Source organism: Leifsonia sp. GW821-FHT13C09 (assembly GCF_058806435.1).
In genome coordinates, this window is the sequence record NZ_JBXAPS010000001.1 from 973,012 (window position 1) to 988,864 (window position 15,853).

15 protein-coding genes are annotated in these 15,853 nt (G+C 72.2%); 7 read left to right on the top strand and 8 right to left on the bottom strand.

The annotated features are described in order from the left end of the window. The first annotated feature begins 10 nt into the window (after positions 1–10). Positions 11–1,198, top strand: a complete 1,188-nt coding sequence (locus tag AC1ROW_RS04685; protein WP_493017678.1) for a low temperature requirement protein A — start codon at positions 11–13, stop codon at positions 1,196–1,198. 179 nt (positions 1,199–1,377) lie between these two features. On the opposite strand, the gene rpsO is transcribed toward AC1ROW_RS04685, so the two are convergent. From rpsO to AC1ROW_RS04700, 3 genes are all read right to left on the bottom strand, one after another. Then, complete coding sequence (rpsO, locus tag AC1ROW_RS04690; RefSeq protein WP_185277889.1) at positions 1,378–1,647, bottom strand: 30S ribosomal protein S15; 270 nt, start codon at positions 1,645–1,647, stop codon at positions 1,378–1,380. A gap of 143 nt (positions 1,648–1,790) precedes the next feature. After that, positions 1,791–2,549 carry a VOC family protein gene (locus AC1ROW_RS04695; RefSeq protein ID WP_493017679.1) on the bottom strand — a complete coding sequence of 253 codons (759 nt, stop codon included), beginning with the start codon at positions 2,547–2,549 and terminating at the stop codon, positions 1,791–1,793. 26 nt (positions 2,550–2,575) lie between these two features. Further along, on the bottom strand, positions 2,576–3,184 hold the full coding sequence (locus tag AC1ROW_RS04700; protein WP_493017680.1) for an acyl-CoA-like ligand-binding transcription factor: 609 nt from the start codon (positions 3,182–3,184) through the stop codon (positions 2,576–2,578). An 86-nt stretch (positions 3,185–3,270) separates the two neighbouring features. Here AC1ROW_RS04700 and AC1ROW_RS04705 point away from each other — a divergent pair, with 86 nt between their 5' ends. Further along, the gene (locus tag AC1ROW_RS04705; protein ID WP_493017681.1) at positions 3,271–4,029 is read left to right on the top strand and encodes an SDR family NAD(P)-dependent oxidoreductase; all 759 of its coding nucleotides are present in this window, start codon (positions 3,271–3,273) and stop codon (positions 4,027–4,029) included. Between the two features lie 78 nt (positions 4,030–4,107). On the opposite strand, the gene pdxR is transcribed toward AC1ROW_RS04705, so the two are convergent. Further along, the gene (gene pdxR, locus AC1ROW_RS04710) at positions 4,108–5,526 is read right to left on the bottom strand and encodes a MocR-like pyridoxine biosynthesis transcription factor PdxR (RefSeq protein ID WP_493017682.1); all 1,419 of its coding nucleotides are present in this window, start codon (positions 5,524–5,526) and stop codon (positions 4,108–4,110) included. 91 nt (positions 5,527–5,617) lie between these two features. Between pdxR and AC1ROW_RS04715 the strand changes: the two genes are divergently transcribed. After that, positions 5,618–6,109, top strand: a complete 492-nt coding sequence (locus AC1ROW_RS04715; RefSeq protein ID WP_493017683.1) for a carboxymuconolactone decarboxylase family protein — start codon at positions 5,618–5,620, stop codon at positions 6,107–6,109. Between the two features lie 73 nt (positions 6,110–6,182). On the opposite strand, the gene AC1ROW_RS04720 is transcribed toward AC1ROW_RS04715, so the two are convergent. Beyond that, positions 6,183–6,557 (bottom strand): FKBP-type peptidyl-prolyl cis-trans isomerase, encoded by a 375-nt coding sequence (locus tag AC1ROW_RS04720; RefSeq protein WP_493017684.1) that lies wholly within the window; start codon positions 6,555–6,557, stop codon positions 6,183–6,185. A 146-nt stretch (positions 6,558–6,703) separates the two neighbouring features. Beyond that, positions 6,704–8,089 (bottom strand): FAD-binding oxidoreductase, encoded by a 1,386-nt coding sequence (locus AC1ROW_RS04725; protein WP_493018360.1) that lies wholly within the window; start codon positions 8,087–8,089, stop codon positions 6,704–6,706. Positions 8,090–8,167: 78 nt separating this feature from the next. Between AC1ROW_RS04725 and AC1ROW_RS04730 the strand changes: the two genes are divergently transcribed. The 4 genes from AC1ROW_RS04730 (at position 8,168) to AC1ROW_RS04745 (ending at position 12,592) form a co-directional block, all read left to right on the top strand. After that, positions 8,168–9,799, top strand: coding sequence for an AlkA N-terminal domain-containing protein (locus AC1ROW_RS04730; protein ID WP_493017685.1), 1,632 nt, complete (start codon positions 8,168–8,170; stop codon positions 9,797–9,799). Positions 9,800–9,873: 74 nt separating this feature from the next. Further along, positions 9,874–10,638 carry a glycosyltransferase family 2 protein gene (locus tag AC1ROW_RS04735; protein WP_493017686.1) on the top strand — a complete coding sequence of 255 codons (765 nt, stop codon included), beginning with the start codon at positions 9,874–9,876 and terminating at the stop codon, positions 10,636–10,638. A 111-nt stretch (positions 10,639–10,749) separates the two neighbouring features. Then, positions 10,750–11,625 (top strand): fumarylacetoacetate hydrolase family protein, encoded by an 876-nt coding sequence (locus AC1ROW_RS04740; RefSeq protein ID WP_493017687.1) that lies wholly within the window; start codon positions 10,750–10,752, stop codon positions 11,623–11,625. A gap of 61 nt (positions 11,626–11,686) precedes the next feature. After that, positions 11,687–12,592 carry an alpha/beta fold hydrolase gene (locus AC1ROW_RS04745; RefSeq protein ID WP_493017688.1) on the top strand — a complete coding sequence of 302 codons (906 nt, stop codon included), beginning with the start codon at positions 11,687–11,689 and terminating at the stop codon, positions 12,590–12,592. 79 nt (positions 12,593–12,671) lie between these two features. Here the strand turns inward: AC1ROW_RS04745 and AC1ROW_RS04750 are convergent, their stop codons facing one another. Both AC1ROW_RS04750 and AC1ROW_RS04755 read right to left on the bottom strand, forming a co-directional pair. After that, positions 12,672–14,240: an aspartate ammonia-lyase gene (locus AC1ROW_RS04750; protein ID WP_493018361.1), complete on the bottom strand. Its 1,569-nt coding sequence runs from the start codon at positions 14,238–14,240 to the stop codon at positions 12,672–12,674. A gap of 180 nt (positions 14,241–14,420) precedes the next feature. Further along, entirely contained in the window at positions 14,421–15,845 is a 1,425-nt protein-coding gene (locus AC1ROW_RS04755; RefSeq protein WP_493017689.1) for an aldehyde dehydrogenase family protein, read from the bottom strand. Positions 15,846–15,853 lie beyond the last annotated feature (8 nt).

The following is a 15,853-nucleotide window of genomic DNA, read 5'->3' on the forward strand; positions in this document are numbered from 1 at the left end:
GCTTGCGCACATGAGCATCGCCTTCCGCATCCCGATGTCCGGGCGCTCGACCGACGAGGAGCATCGCGTCTCCAGCCCGCTCGAGCTGCTCTTCGACCTGACGTTCGTCGTCGCCGTCGCGCAGGTGTCGGCTCAGCTCGCCCACGCGAGCGAGCAGGGCCACGCGCTGAGCAGCCTCGGCCCGTACCTGATGGTGTTCTTCGCGATCTGGTGGGCCTGGATGAACTTCACCTGGTTCGCCTCGGCGTACGACACCGACGACGTGCCCTACCGGCTGATGACGATGGTCCAGATGGGCGGCGTGCTGGTGCTGGCGGCGGGAGTGCCGGCCGCGTTCGAGCGTCAGGAATTCACCGCCATCATCATCGGCTACGTCATCATGCGGCTGGCGATGGTGGGTCAGTGGGTGCGCGCGGCGGTCGAGCATCCGGACGGCCGCACGACGGCGCTACGGTACGCGATCGGGATCGCGGCGGTGCAGGTGCTCTGGGTGGCGTGGGGGTTCCTGCCCGTCGAGCTGAAGCTGTGGACGTTCCTGTTCGCGGGGCTGCTGGAGCTGTTGGTGCCGGTGTGGGCGGAGCGGCCGAGGATGACCTCCTGGCATCCGCACCACATCGCGGAGCGCTACGGGCTGTTCACGATCATCGTCCTCGGGGAGTCCGTGTCGGCCTCCGCGATCGGGGTGCAGAGCGGCCTGGCGGCGCACGGCGTCTCCCCCGCGCTGGTCGTCATCGCGGCGGCGGGGCTGGTGCTGCTGTTCGCGCTGTGGTGGCTGTACTTCCTGGAGCCGGCGGCCGAAGGCCTCCAGTCCAACCGCGGGAGGTCGTTCTACTGGGGGTATGGGCACTACTTCGTGTTCGCGTCGCTGGCGGCGCTCGGGGCCGGGCTGGAGGTCGCCGTGCAGCGCGGAGCGGCGCACGCGGCGGTGTCGGACACGGCGGTGGAGTATGCGATCGCAATCCCGGTGGCGGTGTTCCTGCTGCTGCTCTACGTGCTGCACGCGCCGCTGGTGCCGGAGGTGGTGATCCGGCCGCTGAAGACCGGGATCGCAATCCTGCTGGTGCTGCTCGCGCCGCTGGCATCGCCGGTGATCGGGCTCGCGGGGGTGGTGATCGTGATCGCCCTGGCCTCGGCCGCGCTCGTCGCCGCCACCCTCATCGACCGCGTCCTCACCGCACGCCGCGCCAACCGCGACTAACGCCCCAGCAATCGCGGGACGCGATTCGTGCCGAATGTGGGGATTGGCGGCGGGAATCTCGACATTCGTGACGAATGTTCCCCCCCGGGAACGCGGAACGGGCCGCCACCCGGAGGTGACGGCCCGTTCGCAAGAAGCTCGCGGTGTCGATCGAAGAACGACCTGCGTGCGACCTGAGGTTATCGACGCAGACCGAGGCGCTCGATGAGGGCGCGGTAGCGGTTGATGTCGATGTCCGACAGGTAGCCGAGCAGGCGGCGACGCTGACCGACCAGGAGGAGCAGGCCACGACGCGAGTGGTGGTCGTGCTTGTGCTCCTTGAGGTGCTCGGTGAGGTCCTTGATCCGCTTGGTCAGGATGGCGACCTGAACCTCGGGGGATCCGGTGTCACCGGGGTGGGTCGCGTACTCTTCGATGATCGCCTTCTTGGTCTCTGCATCCAGTGCCATAGAGGGGATCCCCTTTCTCTCGTTGCGCGGTGCCCGGGGCCGAATGCCTGGGCTCTCTTTCTCCGCGGCCGTTCAGACGGCAACCTGAAGAGTTTAGCAGACCGGGATGGGCCCACCGTCCGCGCGAGAGACGCCGAAGAGCCTCACCGCGCCTCCGGTTCGAGCAGCCCGAAACCCGCGCCCAGGGCGTCCGCGACGATCGCCCAGCGGCCGACGCCCTCGGCGGCGACCGGGGCCTCGAGGATGCTGCCGCCGAGCTCCGTCGACCGCAGGACGGCGGCGTCGAGGTCGGCGACACGGAAGTACACCAGCCAGTGCGCCGGCACTCCGGGAGCCGCCGTAGTCGCGCCCGCGACGTTCACCGGGCCGACGTCGAGCAGGCCGTACGGCTCGCCGTTCACCCGCATCTCGCTCGCCGCGACGCCGAGCACCGCCTCGTAGAAGGGGAACGTGCTCTCGTAGTCGGCTGCGGCGAGCTCCAGCCAGTCGACCGCGCCCGGTTCGTCACGCAGCCACGGGGAGCCCTTCTCCTGCTGCCAGAGGCCGAGCACCGCGCCGGCGGGGTCGGCGACGACGGCGAGCCGGATGCCGGGCATGACCTCGCCCGGCGGGAGGAGGACCGCTCCCCCGGTCTCCGTCGCCGCCGCGGCGGACGCGTCGATGTCTGCGACCGCGAAGTACACGGTCCAGACCGGGCGCTCCATCCCGGGCGGGAACGGCCCGATCGCGGCCGCGGGAGTGCCGCCCAGCGAGGCGATCGCGTAGCCGCCGGTCGCCGGGTCGGCCTCCGGCACCTCCCAGCCGAACAGCGACCGGTAGAACGAGGAGGCCGCAGCCGGGTCGGAGGTCTGAAGGTCGGCCCAGACGGGGGTGCCGGGAGGGAACTCGGTGACGATCGGCATGGCGCACAGGCTACCCGCCGCGCCGGTCAGCCGGGCAGCCCCCGCAGCACCTCGTCCAGCGCCTCCACCGCGACCGCCGCCGGGTCGTCGCCCTCGTCGCGCGACGCCCACCAGAGCAGCGCCGAGAAGTTCGCCGAGCTGATCGCGTCGGCGAGCACCTGCGCCCGCAGCGCCTCCGGCGGAACCCCCAGCCGGCGCGCGATGAATTCCGCGAGCAGGTCGCGGTTGGCGGCCAGCCGCGTCAGACCGAACCCGATCAGCGCCGGGTCGGAGGCCATCAGGCGCAGCCGGAACCGGGTCGCCTCGACGCCCTCGGGGCCGAGGTCGAGGGATTCTGTGATGGCGCGGGCGATCACGTCCCGCGGGCGCTCGTCCGCCGGAGCCGTGTCCAGCACCTCGTGCATCCGCGCGACCACCGGCTCCAGGCCTCCCCAGACCAGGTCGGGCTTGGACGGGAAGTAGCGGAACAGCGTCCGTCGCGCGATCCCGGCGAGCGCGGCGATCTCGTCCATCGTCGTCGTCTCGTAGCCGTGTTCCGCGAAGTGCCGGAGGGCCAGCAGCGCGACGCGGTCGGGGTCGACGTCCACGGGCCGGCCGCGTCGGCGCGGGCCGGATCCGGTGTCGGGCGAATTCATGGTCTCCATTATGGCACTCAGTGTTATAAAGAGATCGACGCCCGTCCGAGCGCCGACGATGTCATCGACTCAAGGAGTACAGCAGTATGAGCAGCAACGGAACCAGCCGCTTCGCCGGCAAGACCGCCATCGTGACCGGGGCCGGCTCCGGCATCGGCAAGGCGACCGCCCTCCGCCTCGCGTCCGAGGGCGCGCGCGTGGTCGGCAGCGACATCTCCGCAGACCGGCTCGCGGCCCTGGTGGAGGAGAACCCCGAGCTGGACATCGTCACCGTCGCGGGCGACGTCTCCAGCGCGGAGACCATCGCCGCACTGCTGGAGGCCGCTGACGGCCGGGTCGACGCGCTCGCCAACGTCGCGGGCATCATGGACGGCTTCCTGCCTGCCGCCGAGGTGGACGACGCGACCTGGGACCGCGTGTTCCTCGTCAACGTCACGGCGATCATGCGTCTCACCCGCGCGGTCCTCCCCCTGATGGTGGCGGCCGGCGGCGGGTCGATCGTGAACGTCTCCTCCGAGGCGGGGCTGCGGGGCTCCGCGGCCGGCGCGGCCTACACCGCGTCGAAGCACGCCGTCATCGGCCTCACCAAGAGCACGAGCGTCTTCTACGCGCCGAACGGCGTCCGCACCAACGCGGTCGCGCCGGGCGGGGTCATCACGAACGTCGACGGCACCTTCAAGTCGCAGCTCGCCGGCGAGCGCCTCGGCCCGATCATGCAGACCAACGTCCCGCCGGTGGCCCACCCCGAGCAGCTCGCGGCGGCGATCACCTGGCTGCTGAGCGACGACTCGGCCAACATCTCCGGTGTCGTGCTCGCCTCCGACGGCGGCTGGTCGGCGATCTGACCCGCGGCGCGTGGCACGTCGAAGCGGTCGGACAGCCCGGACGGGCTCAGCCGGCCGCCTCGGCGGAACCGTTGTCCGCTATCCCGCGTGCACGCGCCCGACGACCTCGGCGAGCAGCCGGAGGCCGTCCGGGATGTCCTCCGCCGCGATCGAGCCGAAACCGAGCAGGAGGCCCTCCCACCCGGCGGTCAGCAGCGCGAAGCGCGGGAGCGCCTGCACCGCGACCCCCGCGACGGCGGCGGCAGCAGCCACCCGCGCCGAGTCGAACGGCACCCCTTCCTCCGGGCGGAGCGCGAGGTGCAGTCCGGCGGCCGACGGCACGACCGCGAGGCGCCCCGCCAGCAGGCGGCCGGACTCCCGCCCGAGGAGCGCGTGGCGCTCCTCGTAGACGCGACGTGCCTTCCGCACATGCAACGCGAACGCCCCGGAGTCCAGCAGGCTCGCCATCGCCGACTGCGTGACGACGTCGTTGTGCCAGTCGGTCAGCCGCTTGGCGCTGCGGAGCGCCGGCACGAGAGAGGGCGGCGCGACGACGAAGCCGAGCCGGAGGCCGGGGAGCATCGTCTTGGAGAACGTGCCGACGTAGACCACGCGGCCGTCGGCGTCCAGGCGCTGTAGCGGGTCGAGCGCCCGCGCGCCGAAGCGGTACTCGCTGTCGTAGTCGTCCTCCACCACCACGGCGTCGTGACGTGCGGCCCACTCCAGCAGTGCGGTGCGCCGCTCGAGCGGGAGCACCCCGCCGAGCGGGAACTGGTGGGATGGCGTGACGTAGACCAGCCGCGCGGGCGGCAGCAGGTCGACGCGGAGGCCCTGGTCGTCCACCGGAACCGGCACGACCCGCGCGCCGAGCTGCTCGAAGAGCTGACGGACCGGAGGGTAGCCCGGGTCCTCCACGGCGACCGTGTCCCCGGGGCTCAGCAGGGTGCGGCCCAGCAGGTCGAAGGCCTGCTGCGCGCCGCTGGTGACCACGACGTCGTCGGCGGCGGCGATGACCGAGCGCGCGAGGCCGAGGTGCCGGGCGATCCCCGCACGCAGCCGCACCGGGCCCGCCGGGTCGGCGTAGTGCGCCGTCCGCAGCGCCGGACCGCGGAGCGCGGCCGCCACGGCCCGCCGCCACGCGTCGGCCGGGAACAGCGCAGGGTCGGGCGACCCCACGCTGAAGTCGTACGCGATCGGGTGCGGCTCGGACCAGAGCGGATCGGCGAGGTCGCGCCACGCCGGCGCCGGCTGCGCGGCGGCCGGGCGGCGCGCCGGTCCCTCGCCCGCCGCCGCGGGCAGCGCCACGAAGGTGCCGGAGCCGACCCGCGCGACGAGGTAGCCCTCCGCCGTCAGCCGCTCGTACGCGGTCGAGACGGTGCTGCGCGAGACGCCCAGGCTCGCGGCGAGCTCGCGCGTGGCGGGCAGCCGCTCGCCGCGGCGCAGCCGGCCGTCCAGGACCGCGTCCCGCAGCGCGCGGTAGACCCGCTCGGTGCGGTCGCCGCGGCCCTCGAACGACACGTGGATGTCCGTGACGGCCTCCCGATTGGCCTATAAGAATTCGACGGAATTGGATCTTACACCGAGCCATTAAGCACCCTACGTTGGAGCCATGACAGACACCTCGATCATCGAAACCGTCGCCGCCGCCGACCACCCCGCCCCCATCGAACGGGTGCAGCTCTCCGCCGTCGTCCCCGACGGCTACCGCAAGGTGATCAGCCTCGACGGCTACGTCGGCCAGACCGTGGAGGCGCCGCTCGGCGACCTGATCAAGCTCCGCGCCTCCCAGATCAACGGCTGCAGCTACTGCGTGGACATGCACTCCGTGGACCTCCAGGAGGGCGGCTACCCGCTCCGCAAGGTGTTCGCTGTGTCCGCCTGGCGGGAATCCCCCTGGTTCACCGAGCGCGAGCGCACCGCGCTGGAGCTGACCGAAGCGGTCACCATGATCCACCAGGGCGGGGTGAGCGAGGAGCTCTACGCGCGCGCGATCGCCGAGTTCGGCGAAGTCGACTTCGCGAACCTGATCCTCGCGATCGGCACGATCAACATCTGGAACCGGATCGCCATCCCCACCCACCTGCAACCGCCGGCGCTCTGAACACCCGGCGGACGCACGAAGGGCACGTGGCCACCGAGGTGTGCCACGTGCCCTTCGACACGACGAGCGGAGGTCAGCTCACGCCGAGCAGGTCGATCACGAAGATCAGCGTCTTGCCCGAGAGCGGGTGACCGCCGCCGGCCGGGCCGTAGGCGAGCGCCGGCGGGACGGTGAGCTTGCGACGGCCGCCGACCTTCATGCCGGGGATGCCGTCCTGCCAGCCCTTGATCAGGTTGTTCAGCGGGAAGTTGATGGACTGCCCGCGGCTCCACGAGGAGTCGAACTCCTCGCCCGACTCGTACTCGACGCCCAGGTAATGGACGTCGACCTTGGAGCCGGTGGTCGCCTCAGGGCCGGAGCCCTCGACGATGTCCACGATCTCGAGGGTCGTGGGGGCCGGGCCCTCGGGGGCGTCGACCTCGGGCTTCTCATTGGTGTTCTCTGCCATGCACCCATCCAACCGGTGCACGCCCTCCACGTCAAAAGTCTTGCAATCCGGGCGAGCCTGGGGCAGGCTAGACGCATAACTCGACGACCCGGGAGCGTTGCAGGCATCGCCGCACCACCGGGCGTCGAGTCTTTTAAGGGACCTTTTCAGCCGAAGACTTTCCCCGGGTTCAAAATCCCCAGGGGGTCGAAGACCGACTTGAGCTTCACCTGCAGCTCGTAGGAGTCCGGTCCGAGCTCCTCCGCCAGCCACCGTCGCTTCAGCACGCCGACGCCGTGCTCGCCGGTGAGCGTGCCGCCGAGTGCGACCGCGGTTCGGAACAGGTCGCCCGCGGCGTCCCAGACCTCCTGGCCGACCTCCTCGCCCGCCGTGATGAAGTTCGGGTGCAGGTTGCCGTCGCCCGCGTGCGCGACCGTCGGGATGGCGATGCCGTAGCGCTCGCCGATCCGCTCGATCGCCGCGAACATCTCGGGCATCCGCGAACGCGGCACCGCGACGTCCTCGATGAGCACCGTCCCGCTCGCCGCGAGCGCCGGATGGAACGCCCGCCGGATCGCGAGCAGCCGCTCGCCCTCCTCGGCGTCGGCGGCGACGCGCACCGTGCCGCCGGTCTCCGCGATCAGGGTGCTCGCCCGCGCGGCGTCCACCGCGGCGGCCGGCCCGTCGAACTGGACGAGGAGGTACGCCGCTCCCCCGCTCGCGCCCAGCGCCTCCCGGATGGTCTCCTCGCCCAGGTGGGCCGAGATGCGCTCCAGCGCCGGCCCGTCGAGCAGCTCCATGATCGCCGGGCGCAGGTGCGCGGCGGTCACGCGCGCCGCGGCGTCGGAGGCCGCGCGCACATCCGCGAACAGCGCGCCGAGGGTGGTCGGCTCGCCCTGCGGCAACGGGAGGACGCGGACCGTCGCGCCGACGATCACGCCGAGCGTGCCCTCCGAGCCGACCAGCAGCGAGGTGAGGTCGTAGCCGGTGACGCCCTTGACCGTGCGGTGCCCGGTGCGGAGGAACCGCCCGTCGGCGAGCACGACGTCCAGGCCCAGCACGGCCTCCCGGGTCACACCGTACTTCGCGCACAGCAGCCCGCCGGCGTTGGTCGCGATGTTTCCGCCGACCGTGGAGATCGCCTTGCTCGCCGGGTCGGGCGCGAAGAACAGCCCGAACGGCTCGAGTGCGGCGTTGAGGTCGGCGTTGACGACGCCCGGCTCGACGACCGCGAGCTGGTCCTCCGTCGAGATCTCGAGGATGCGGTCCATGCGCGCCACGCTCAGGACCAACGAGCCGGCGGTCGCGTTCGCGCCCCCGGCCAGGCCGGTGCCGGCGCCGCGGGGCACGACCGGCACCCGGAACTCCGCGGCCGCACGCATCGCCGCCTGGACGTGGTCGACCGTGCGGGCGTTGACGATGGCGAGCGGGAGGCCGTCCGCGACCCAGCCGGAGTGGTCGCCGCGGGCGGCGTTCAGGTGCTCGGGGTCGACCGACAGCACGTCCTCCGCGTCCTCGCCGAGAGCCGCCCTGAGCCAGTCGATGACATCCATGACCGTCATGCTAGCGAGGGTGCGCTCATGTCCGATTTCCGCTATCGGATGTCGGTGGCCCGTGTCACGCTGGGAGGCATGAGCAGCACCGCGTCGAAGCCCCGCGTCCCGGACACGGCCGAAGACCGGCTCGCCGACCCGGTCTTCGCCCAGCGCTACCGGGCCATGAGCGCCAGGGACGCCCGCTTCGACGGCCAGTTCATCACCGGCGTCCACTCCACCGGCATCTACTGCCGGCCCAGCTGCCCCGCGGTGACGCCGAGGGCCGACAACGTCACCTTCTACCTGACCGCCGCCGCCGCGCACGAGGCCGGCCTCCGGGCGTGCAAGCGCTGCCTCCCCGACGCCGTGCCCGGCTCGCCGGAGTGGAACGTGCGCGACGACCTCGCCGCGCGCGCCATGCGCCTGATCGCCGACGGCACGGTCGAGCGGGAGGGCGTGCCCGGGCTCGCGCACCGCCTCGGCTACACGCCGCGGCACCTCGGCCGCGTGCTCACCGCCGAGCTGGGCGCCGGTCCGCTCGCGCTCGCCCGCGCCCACCGGGCGCAGACCGCCCGCCTCCTCCTGGCGGGAACGGACATGCCGGTCACCGACGTGGCCTTCGCCGCCGGCTTCTCCAGCGTGCGCCAGTTCAACGAGACGATGGCGGAGATCTATCACGTTACGCCCGGCGCGATCCGGGCGTCCGCGCGGCGCCGGCCGGGGATCGCTCATGCGCCGATGGTGGCGGGGGCGCCGGCGGGCGCGTCGCTGACGCTGCGGCTGCCGGCACGGGCGCCGTTCGACGGCGCGCGGCTGCTGGCGTTCCTGGGCGCGCGCGCGATCGAGGGGATGGAGGCCGCGGTGACGGGCGCGGACGGGTCCGGTATCGCTCCGTCGTACAGCCGGGCCCTCCGCCTCCCGCACGGCCCCGCCGCCATCCGGCTCACCCTCGCCGGTGACGCCGACGCCCCCGCGATCGAGTGCGCGGCGAGCCTCGCCGACATGGCCGACCTCGCCCCGCTGGTCGCGCGCGTTCGCCGCCTCCTCGACCTGGACGCCGACGCCGAGGCCATCGACACGGCGCTCGCGGCCGATCCGGCGCTCGCTCCGTCCGTCGCGGCCGCACCCGGAATGCGGGTCCCCGGCGCCGTGGACCCGGAGGAGATCCTGTTCCGCGCGCTGATCGGGCAGCAGGTGTCGGTGCCGGCCGCGCGCACCGCGCTCGCCCGGCTCACCGCCGCACTCGGCGAGCCGGTGACGATCGGCGGCTTCACGCGGCTGTTCCCGACCGCGGCGGCGATCGCCGAGCACGGCAGGGACGTGCTGCGCGGTCCAGGCAAGCGCATCGACGCGATCGTGGGCGCCGCCGCGGCGCTCGCGGACGGCTCTCTCGCGATCGACGTCGGCGAATCCCGCGCCGAGCTGGAGGCCCGGCTGGTCGCGCTCCCGGGCATCGGCCCGTGGACCGCCGGCTATGTCGCCCTCCGCGTTCTCGGCAGCCCGGACGTGCTGCTCACCGGCGACCTGGCGCTGCGGCAAGGCGCAGCACGGCTCGGCCTCCCGGCGGAGCCGCGCGAGCTCGCCGCCCGCGGGGCGCTCTGGTCGCCGTGGCGCAGCTACGCCGGAATGCACCTCTGGGGGAGCGCGCACCTGGCGCAGCGGGAGGCGCGCGAGCAGCGCGCAGCGCGCCCGGCTCGGCGTGGCCCCGCCGGCACCCGCGAAGCGTAGGATCGCACTCACGCGGGCCACCGTGACGGCCCGGCCACAAATACGTGCATTTCGGTCGAGGAGGGAGCGCTGTCGTGCCCTCGATCGCCGTCGTGATCCCCGCGCTCGATGACGCCGCGATGCTCGCCCGCTGCCTGGCCGACCTGGCGGCGCAGCTGCGGCCCGCGGACGAGATCATCGTCGTGGACAACGGCAGCTCCGACGACACCGCCGCGGTCGCTCGCGCCGGCGGCGCCCGCGTCCTGGAGCAGCCGGCCCGCGGCATCTTCCCCGCCGCCGCGACCGGCTACGACGCGGTGACCGCCGACATCGTCGCGCGCCTGGACGCCGACTCGCGGCCTCCCGTCGACTGGCTCCTGCACATCGAGGCGGAGTTCGTCGACGATCCGGCGATCGGCGTGCTGACCGGCCCCGGCGTCTTCTACGACGGGAACACGTTCGTCGCAGGGCTCGGCCAGCTCGTCTACATCGGCGGCTACTTCTGGTCGATGGAGATCTGGCTCGGCCACCCGCCGATCTTCGGCTCCAACTTCGCGATGCGGCGCGAGGTCTGGCACCAGGTCCGCGGGCGCGTGCACCGCGACCTGCGCGAGGTGCACGACGACCTCGACCTCGCGATCCACCTCGACCCCGGAGTGGTGGTGCGGTACGACGATCGCCTGCTCGTCGGAATCTCGTCGCGGCCGTTCTCGACCTGGCACGGCTTCGGCCGGCGCATCCGCTGGGCGTTCGGCACGCTGCGCATGCACCTGCCGGAGGAGACCCCGTGGCGCCGGCGCGCGGCGCGGCGGCGGTGGGAGGCAGAGCACACCGAGGAGGCGCCGGGAGCGATGGCGTGAGCCGCCGTGCTCTGACCGCTGGAGGTCGCTCCCCGGTTCTGCGCGTTCTGGGCGTTCTCCCGGGCCGTCCCGGTTCGTGCCGACGGGCGTCCGACCGATAGGTTGGACAGTGTGAGATTCTCGCACCTCAGTACCACCCCGGACTCGCACCCGCGCCTCGCGGCCGTCATCGGAGACGGAGCTCTCTTCCTCGACGAGCTCATGACAGAGGCGCCGCGCGACCTCCAAGACCTCATCGAACGCGGCGACGCGAGCCTGGCGGAGGTGCGCACCCTGGTCGACGAGGCCGTCGCCGCCGGCGCGCCGCTCGTCCCGGTGCACGAACTCCGGCACGCGTCCGCCGTGCTGCGTCCGCCGCAGGTGATCGCGATCGGCGCCAACTACGCCGCGCACGCCTCCGAGCTGAAGCTGCGCAGCGAGAAGGCGGCGACCGTCTTCTCGCTCTGGCCCAACTCGCTCGCCGGCCACGGCGGCACCACGAGCTGGCCCGAAGACCTCACCTCGCAGGTCGACTACGAGGCCGAGCTCGGCGTCATCATCGGCAAGCCCGCACGCAACGTCTCCGTGCTCGACGCCCTCGACTACGTGTGGGGCTACACGGTGGTCAACGACATCACCGCGCGCGACCTCCAGTTCTCCGAGGCGCAGTGGTCGCGCTGCAAGTCGTTCGACGGCTTCACCCCGAACGGACCGGTGGTCGTCACGGCCGACGAGATCGCCGACCCGCAGGACCTCTGGCTCACCACGAACGTGGACGGTGCGATCCTGCAGGACGCGTCCACGGCCGACATGGTCCGCTCGGTCGCCGAGATCATCGAGTTCCTGTCGCGCTCGGCCACGATCCTGCCCGGCACGCTGATCTCCACCGGAAGCCCGGGCGGCGCCGGCTACTCGCGCACTCCCCCGGTGTTCCTGCGCGACCGCTCGACGGTCACGGTCTCCATCGGCGGGATCGGCTATCTGACGACGTACTGCCGCGTCACCTGAGGCAGCCCTCAGCTATTACCTGTATTGCACGCATTCGTCCGCTGTCGGCTAGCGTGAGTGCATGTCGATCGGCGAGCGGCGGCCCGGGCTCTCGGGCGGAGACGACGAGGCGGCCCGCCTCGACGCCGTCCTGCCGGACATCGACTGGTCGGTGGCTCCCGTCGGCGCGACGTTCTCGACCTTCCGCGCACCCAGCGGCGAGCTCGCCGTGGTCGCGCTCGGCGACCCCGCCGACCCGCGCGTCGTGCTGGTCCCGGGTGCCACCGGCTCGAAGGAGGACTTCTACCTCCTGGCGCCGATCCTGGTGGCGGCCGGGTACTACGTGCAGAGCTACGACCTCGCCGGCCAGTACGAGTCGGCCACGGCCGGACCGGCGGAGGGACAGCATTACACCTACGACCTCCTGGTGGCGGACTTCGTGGCGTTCCTGCAGGACGGCGGCCCGGCGCACGTCCTCGGCTACTCCTTCGCCGGCATCCTCGCGGAGCTCGCGCTCGTCCAGCATCCGGAGCTGTTCCGCACGCTGACGCTGCTGACCTCGCCGCCGGAGCCCGGCCAGGCGTTCCGCGGCGTGCGGGTCATCGGCTGGCTGAGCTGGTTCCTGAACGGCCGCCAGGGCGCCGGGCTGATGATCTGGGGCATCGTCACCAACAAGAACAAGGTCGGACCGACGCGCCTGGCATTCGTCCGCTCCCGGTTCGCGCTCACCCGGCGGTCGAGCGTGGACGACATGGTCGGGCTGATGAAGCGTGTACCGGACGTGCGCGAGCGCATCGCCGCGATCGGCCTCCCTGTGCTGGTGGCGACGGGCGACCACGACCTGTGGCCGACGCACCTGCACGCCGCGAACGCGAAGGCGCTCGGCGCGCGACTGGCCGTCTACCGCACCGGCCACAGCCCATGCGAGACCGCCCCGAACCAGCTCGCGCGCGACATGATCGCCCTCTTCCGCTCCGCCGAGCACTGACCCAGCAACGACCTGGCAGGACACGCCGCGTCAGCGACCGCACACGCGGCGTGTCCTGCCAAGTCGATGGCCCGTGCGGTTACTCGCGCGCCTTCTCGGCCTTCTCGATGGCCTCGGCCTCGACGACCGGGATGGAGGTGGTGATCGCCTCGAGGCCGCTCAGTCGCGCCGGGGACAGCAGCCGGGTGACCTCCTCGCGGCTCATCAGCTTGGCCTCCACCACCAGGTCGGCGACGTTGTGGCCGGTCAGCAGCGCCGACTTGGCGAGCGCGGCCGCGGCGGCGTAGCCGATGTGCGGGGTGAGGGCGGTGATGACGCCGACCGACGAGCCGACCATCGCGCCGAGGCGCTCCTCGTTGGCGGTGATGCCGTCGACGCAGTTGACGCGCAGCGTGTGGAAGGCCTGCGCCATCCAGGTGATGGACTGCAGCAACGAGTGGGCGATCACCGGCTCGAACGCGTTGAGCTGGAGCTGGCCGCCCTCCGCCGCCATGGTGACGGTGACGTCGGCGCCGGCCACGGAGAACGCGACCTGGTTGACGACCTCCGGGATGACCGGGTTGACCTTGCCGGGCATGATCGACGAACCGGCCTGGCGCGGCGGGAGGTTGATCTCGCCGAGGCCGGCCTGGGGGCCGGACGACAGCAGGCGCAGGTCGTTGCAGATCTTGGACAGCTTGATCGCGCTGCGCTTGAGCGAGCCGGAAAACGACATGAAGGCGCCGGCGTCCGACGTCGACTCGATCAGGTCGGGCGCGGTCTCCAGGTTGAGGCCGGTGATCAGGTTGAGGTGCTTGACCGCCGCGGCCGCGTAGCCGGGGTCGGCGGTGATGCCGGTGCCGATCGCGGTCGCGCCGAGGTTGATCTCGGCGAGCAGCCACTTGGTCTCGGTGAGCCGGGCGTGGTCCTCGGTGAGGGTGGTGGCGAAGCCGTGGAACTCCTGGCCGAGCGTCATCGGCACGGCGTCCTGGAGCTGGGTGCGGCCGACCTTGAGGATGTGGCGGAACTCGCGGCCCTTGGCGGCGAAGGAGTCGCGCAGCAGAGCGAGTTCGTCGAGCAGGTGGCCCAGTGCGAACGTGAGCGCGATCTTGATCGCGGTCGGGTACGTGTCGTTGGTGCTCTGGCTGCGGTTCACGTCGTCGATCGGGTGAATGTGCGCGTAGTCGCCCTTGGGGTGGCCGTCGAGTTCGAGCGCGATGTTCGCGATGACCTCGTTCGCGTTCATGTTCGTGGAAGTGCCGGCGCCGCCCTGCATGACGCCGACGACGAACTGGTCGTGGAACTTGCCGTCGATGATGAGCTGGCAGGCCCGGTCGATGAGGTCGGCCTTGTGCTGGTCCAGCACGCCGATCTCCAGGTTGGCCCGCGCCGCTGCCTGCTTGACGTCGGCGAGGGCGACGATCAGGTCCGGGTAGACGGAGATGGGCCGCTTGGCGATCGGGAAGTTCTCGAGGGCGCGCGAGGTGTGGACGCCCCAGTAGGCGTCGGCCGGGATCTCCCGGCTGCCCAGGGAGTCCGTCTCGACGCGGGTGGGCCGGCCCTCGGCGCTGGGGGTCGGGACGTCGGACACGTTCTCGGACGCGTCGACGACGGTGCCGCCGGCGGTCGGGTCGATGACCGGGATGGGGTGCGTCTTCGGTTCGTCCATCGTTGCTGTGGAATCCACGCTTGGCTCCATTGCCTCTCGTTGTGCGTTGGCGTTATCGGGGTCTACCGGCCGTTCGTGGCGCCCGGCAGTGCCGAGCCTACCCCTGGTGCCTGCACGCTGGATGGACACTTCGTCCGGTATCCCGGACGCCGTTCGACAGCCTGTCGAGACGGCCTGCGCTCAGCCGAGTCTGCGCAGCAATCCGCGCGCGAAGCGGTCCTTCGCCTCGGTGTACGGCGGGTAGATCAGCTGCAGCGTGTCGGGCGCGAGCGCCTTCGACAGCACGGCCTTCTCGTGGCTGAAGGTCTCCAGCGACCGGCGGCCGTGATACGCGCCGGACCCGCTCTCCCCCACGCCGCCGAACGGGAGGCCGCCGACCGCGAGGTGCGCCGCGGGGACGCCGAAGCCGACCGCCCCCGAGCTGGTCTCGGTGAGGATGCGCCGCCGCACGTCGCGTCGCTCGCTGAACACGTAGAGGGCCAGCGGCTTGTCGCCGGAGCGGATGAACGCGATCGCGTCGTCCAGCCCGTCGACGGCGACGATCGGCAGCACCGGGCCGAAGACCTCCTCGCCCATGACGGCCGAGTCGCGCGGGACGTCCACGAGCACGGTCGGGGCGACATAGCGGGAAGCCGCCTCCGACCGGCCGCCGACCGCGGTCGTCCCCGAGCCGAGCAGCCCGGTCAGCCGCTCGAACTGCCGGTCGTTCACGATCCGCCCGTAGTCGGGGCTTTCCGCCGGGTCGTCGCCGTAGAGCGCTCGGACGGCCTTCCCGAGCTCGGCGGCGAGCCGCTCGGACACCGGCTTCGTGGCCAGGATGTAGTCGGGCGCAACGCAGGTCTGTCCCGCGTTCATGAACTTGCCCCAGGCGATCCGGCGAGCGGCCGCGGCGAGGTCGACGGAGTCGTCCACGTACACCGGGGACTTGCCGCCCAGCTCCAGGGTCACCGGCGTCAGGTGCTCGGCCGCCGCCGCCGCGACGATCCGGCCGACACGGCCGTTGCCGGTGAAGAAGATGTGGTCCCAGCGCTGAGCGAGCAGCTCCGTGGTCTCGGCGATCCCGCCCTCCACGACCGCGACGGCCGACCGGTCGAGGTACTGCGGGACGAGCCGCGCCATCGCGGCCGAGGTGGCGGGCGCGAGCTCGCTCGGCTTCAGCACGACGGCGTTCCCCGCGGCCAGCGCGCCCACGAGCGGCGCCAGCAGGAGTTGCACCGGGTAGTTCCACGGGGCGATCACGAGCACGACGCCGACCGGCTCCAGCACGACCCGCGCCCGCGCGGGCATCAAGGCGCCAGGGACGGCGACCCGCCGGGGCCGCAGCCAGCGCCGGAGGTTGCGGCGCATGTGGTCGATCTCGCCGACGACGAAACCGAGCTCGGCGATCTGCGACTCGGTCGGGTTCTTGGCGAGGTCCTCCAGCAGGGCGTCCTCGAACTCGGCCGCGCGCTCGGTGAGCATCCGGCGGAGTGCGGCGAGCTGGGCGAGCCGCCACGAGAGCGGCTTGGTGCGCCCGCGGTCGAAGACGGCGCGCAGGCTCGCGACGGTGTGCGGGATGCTGTCGCCGGCAACGGCGCCGGACGTGAGCGTGGACTCCGAGGTCATGCGCCCAT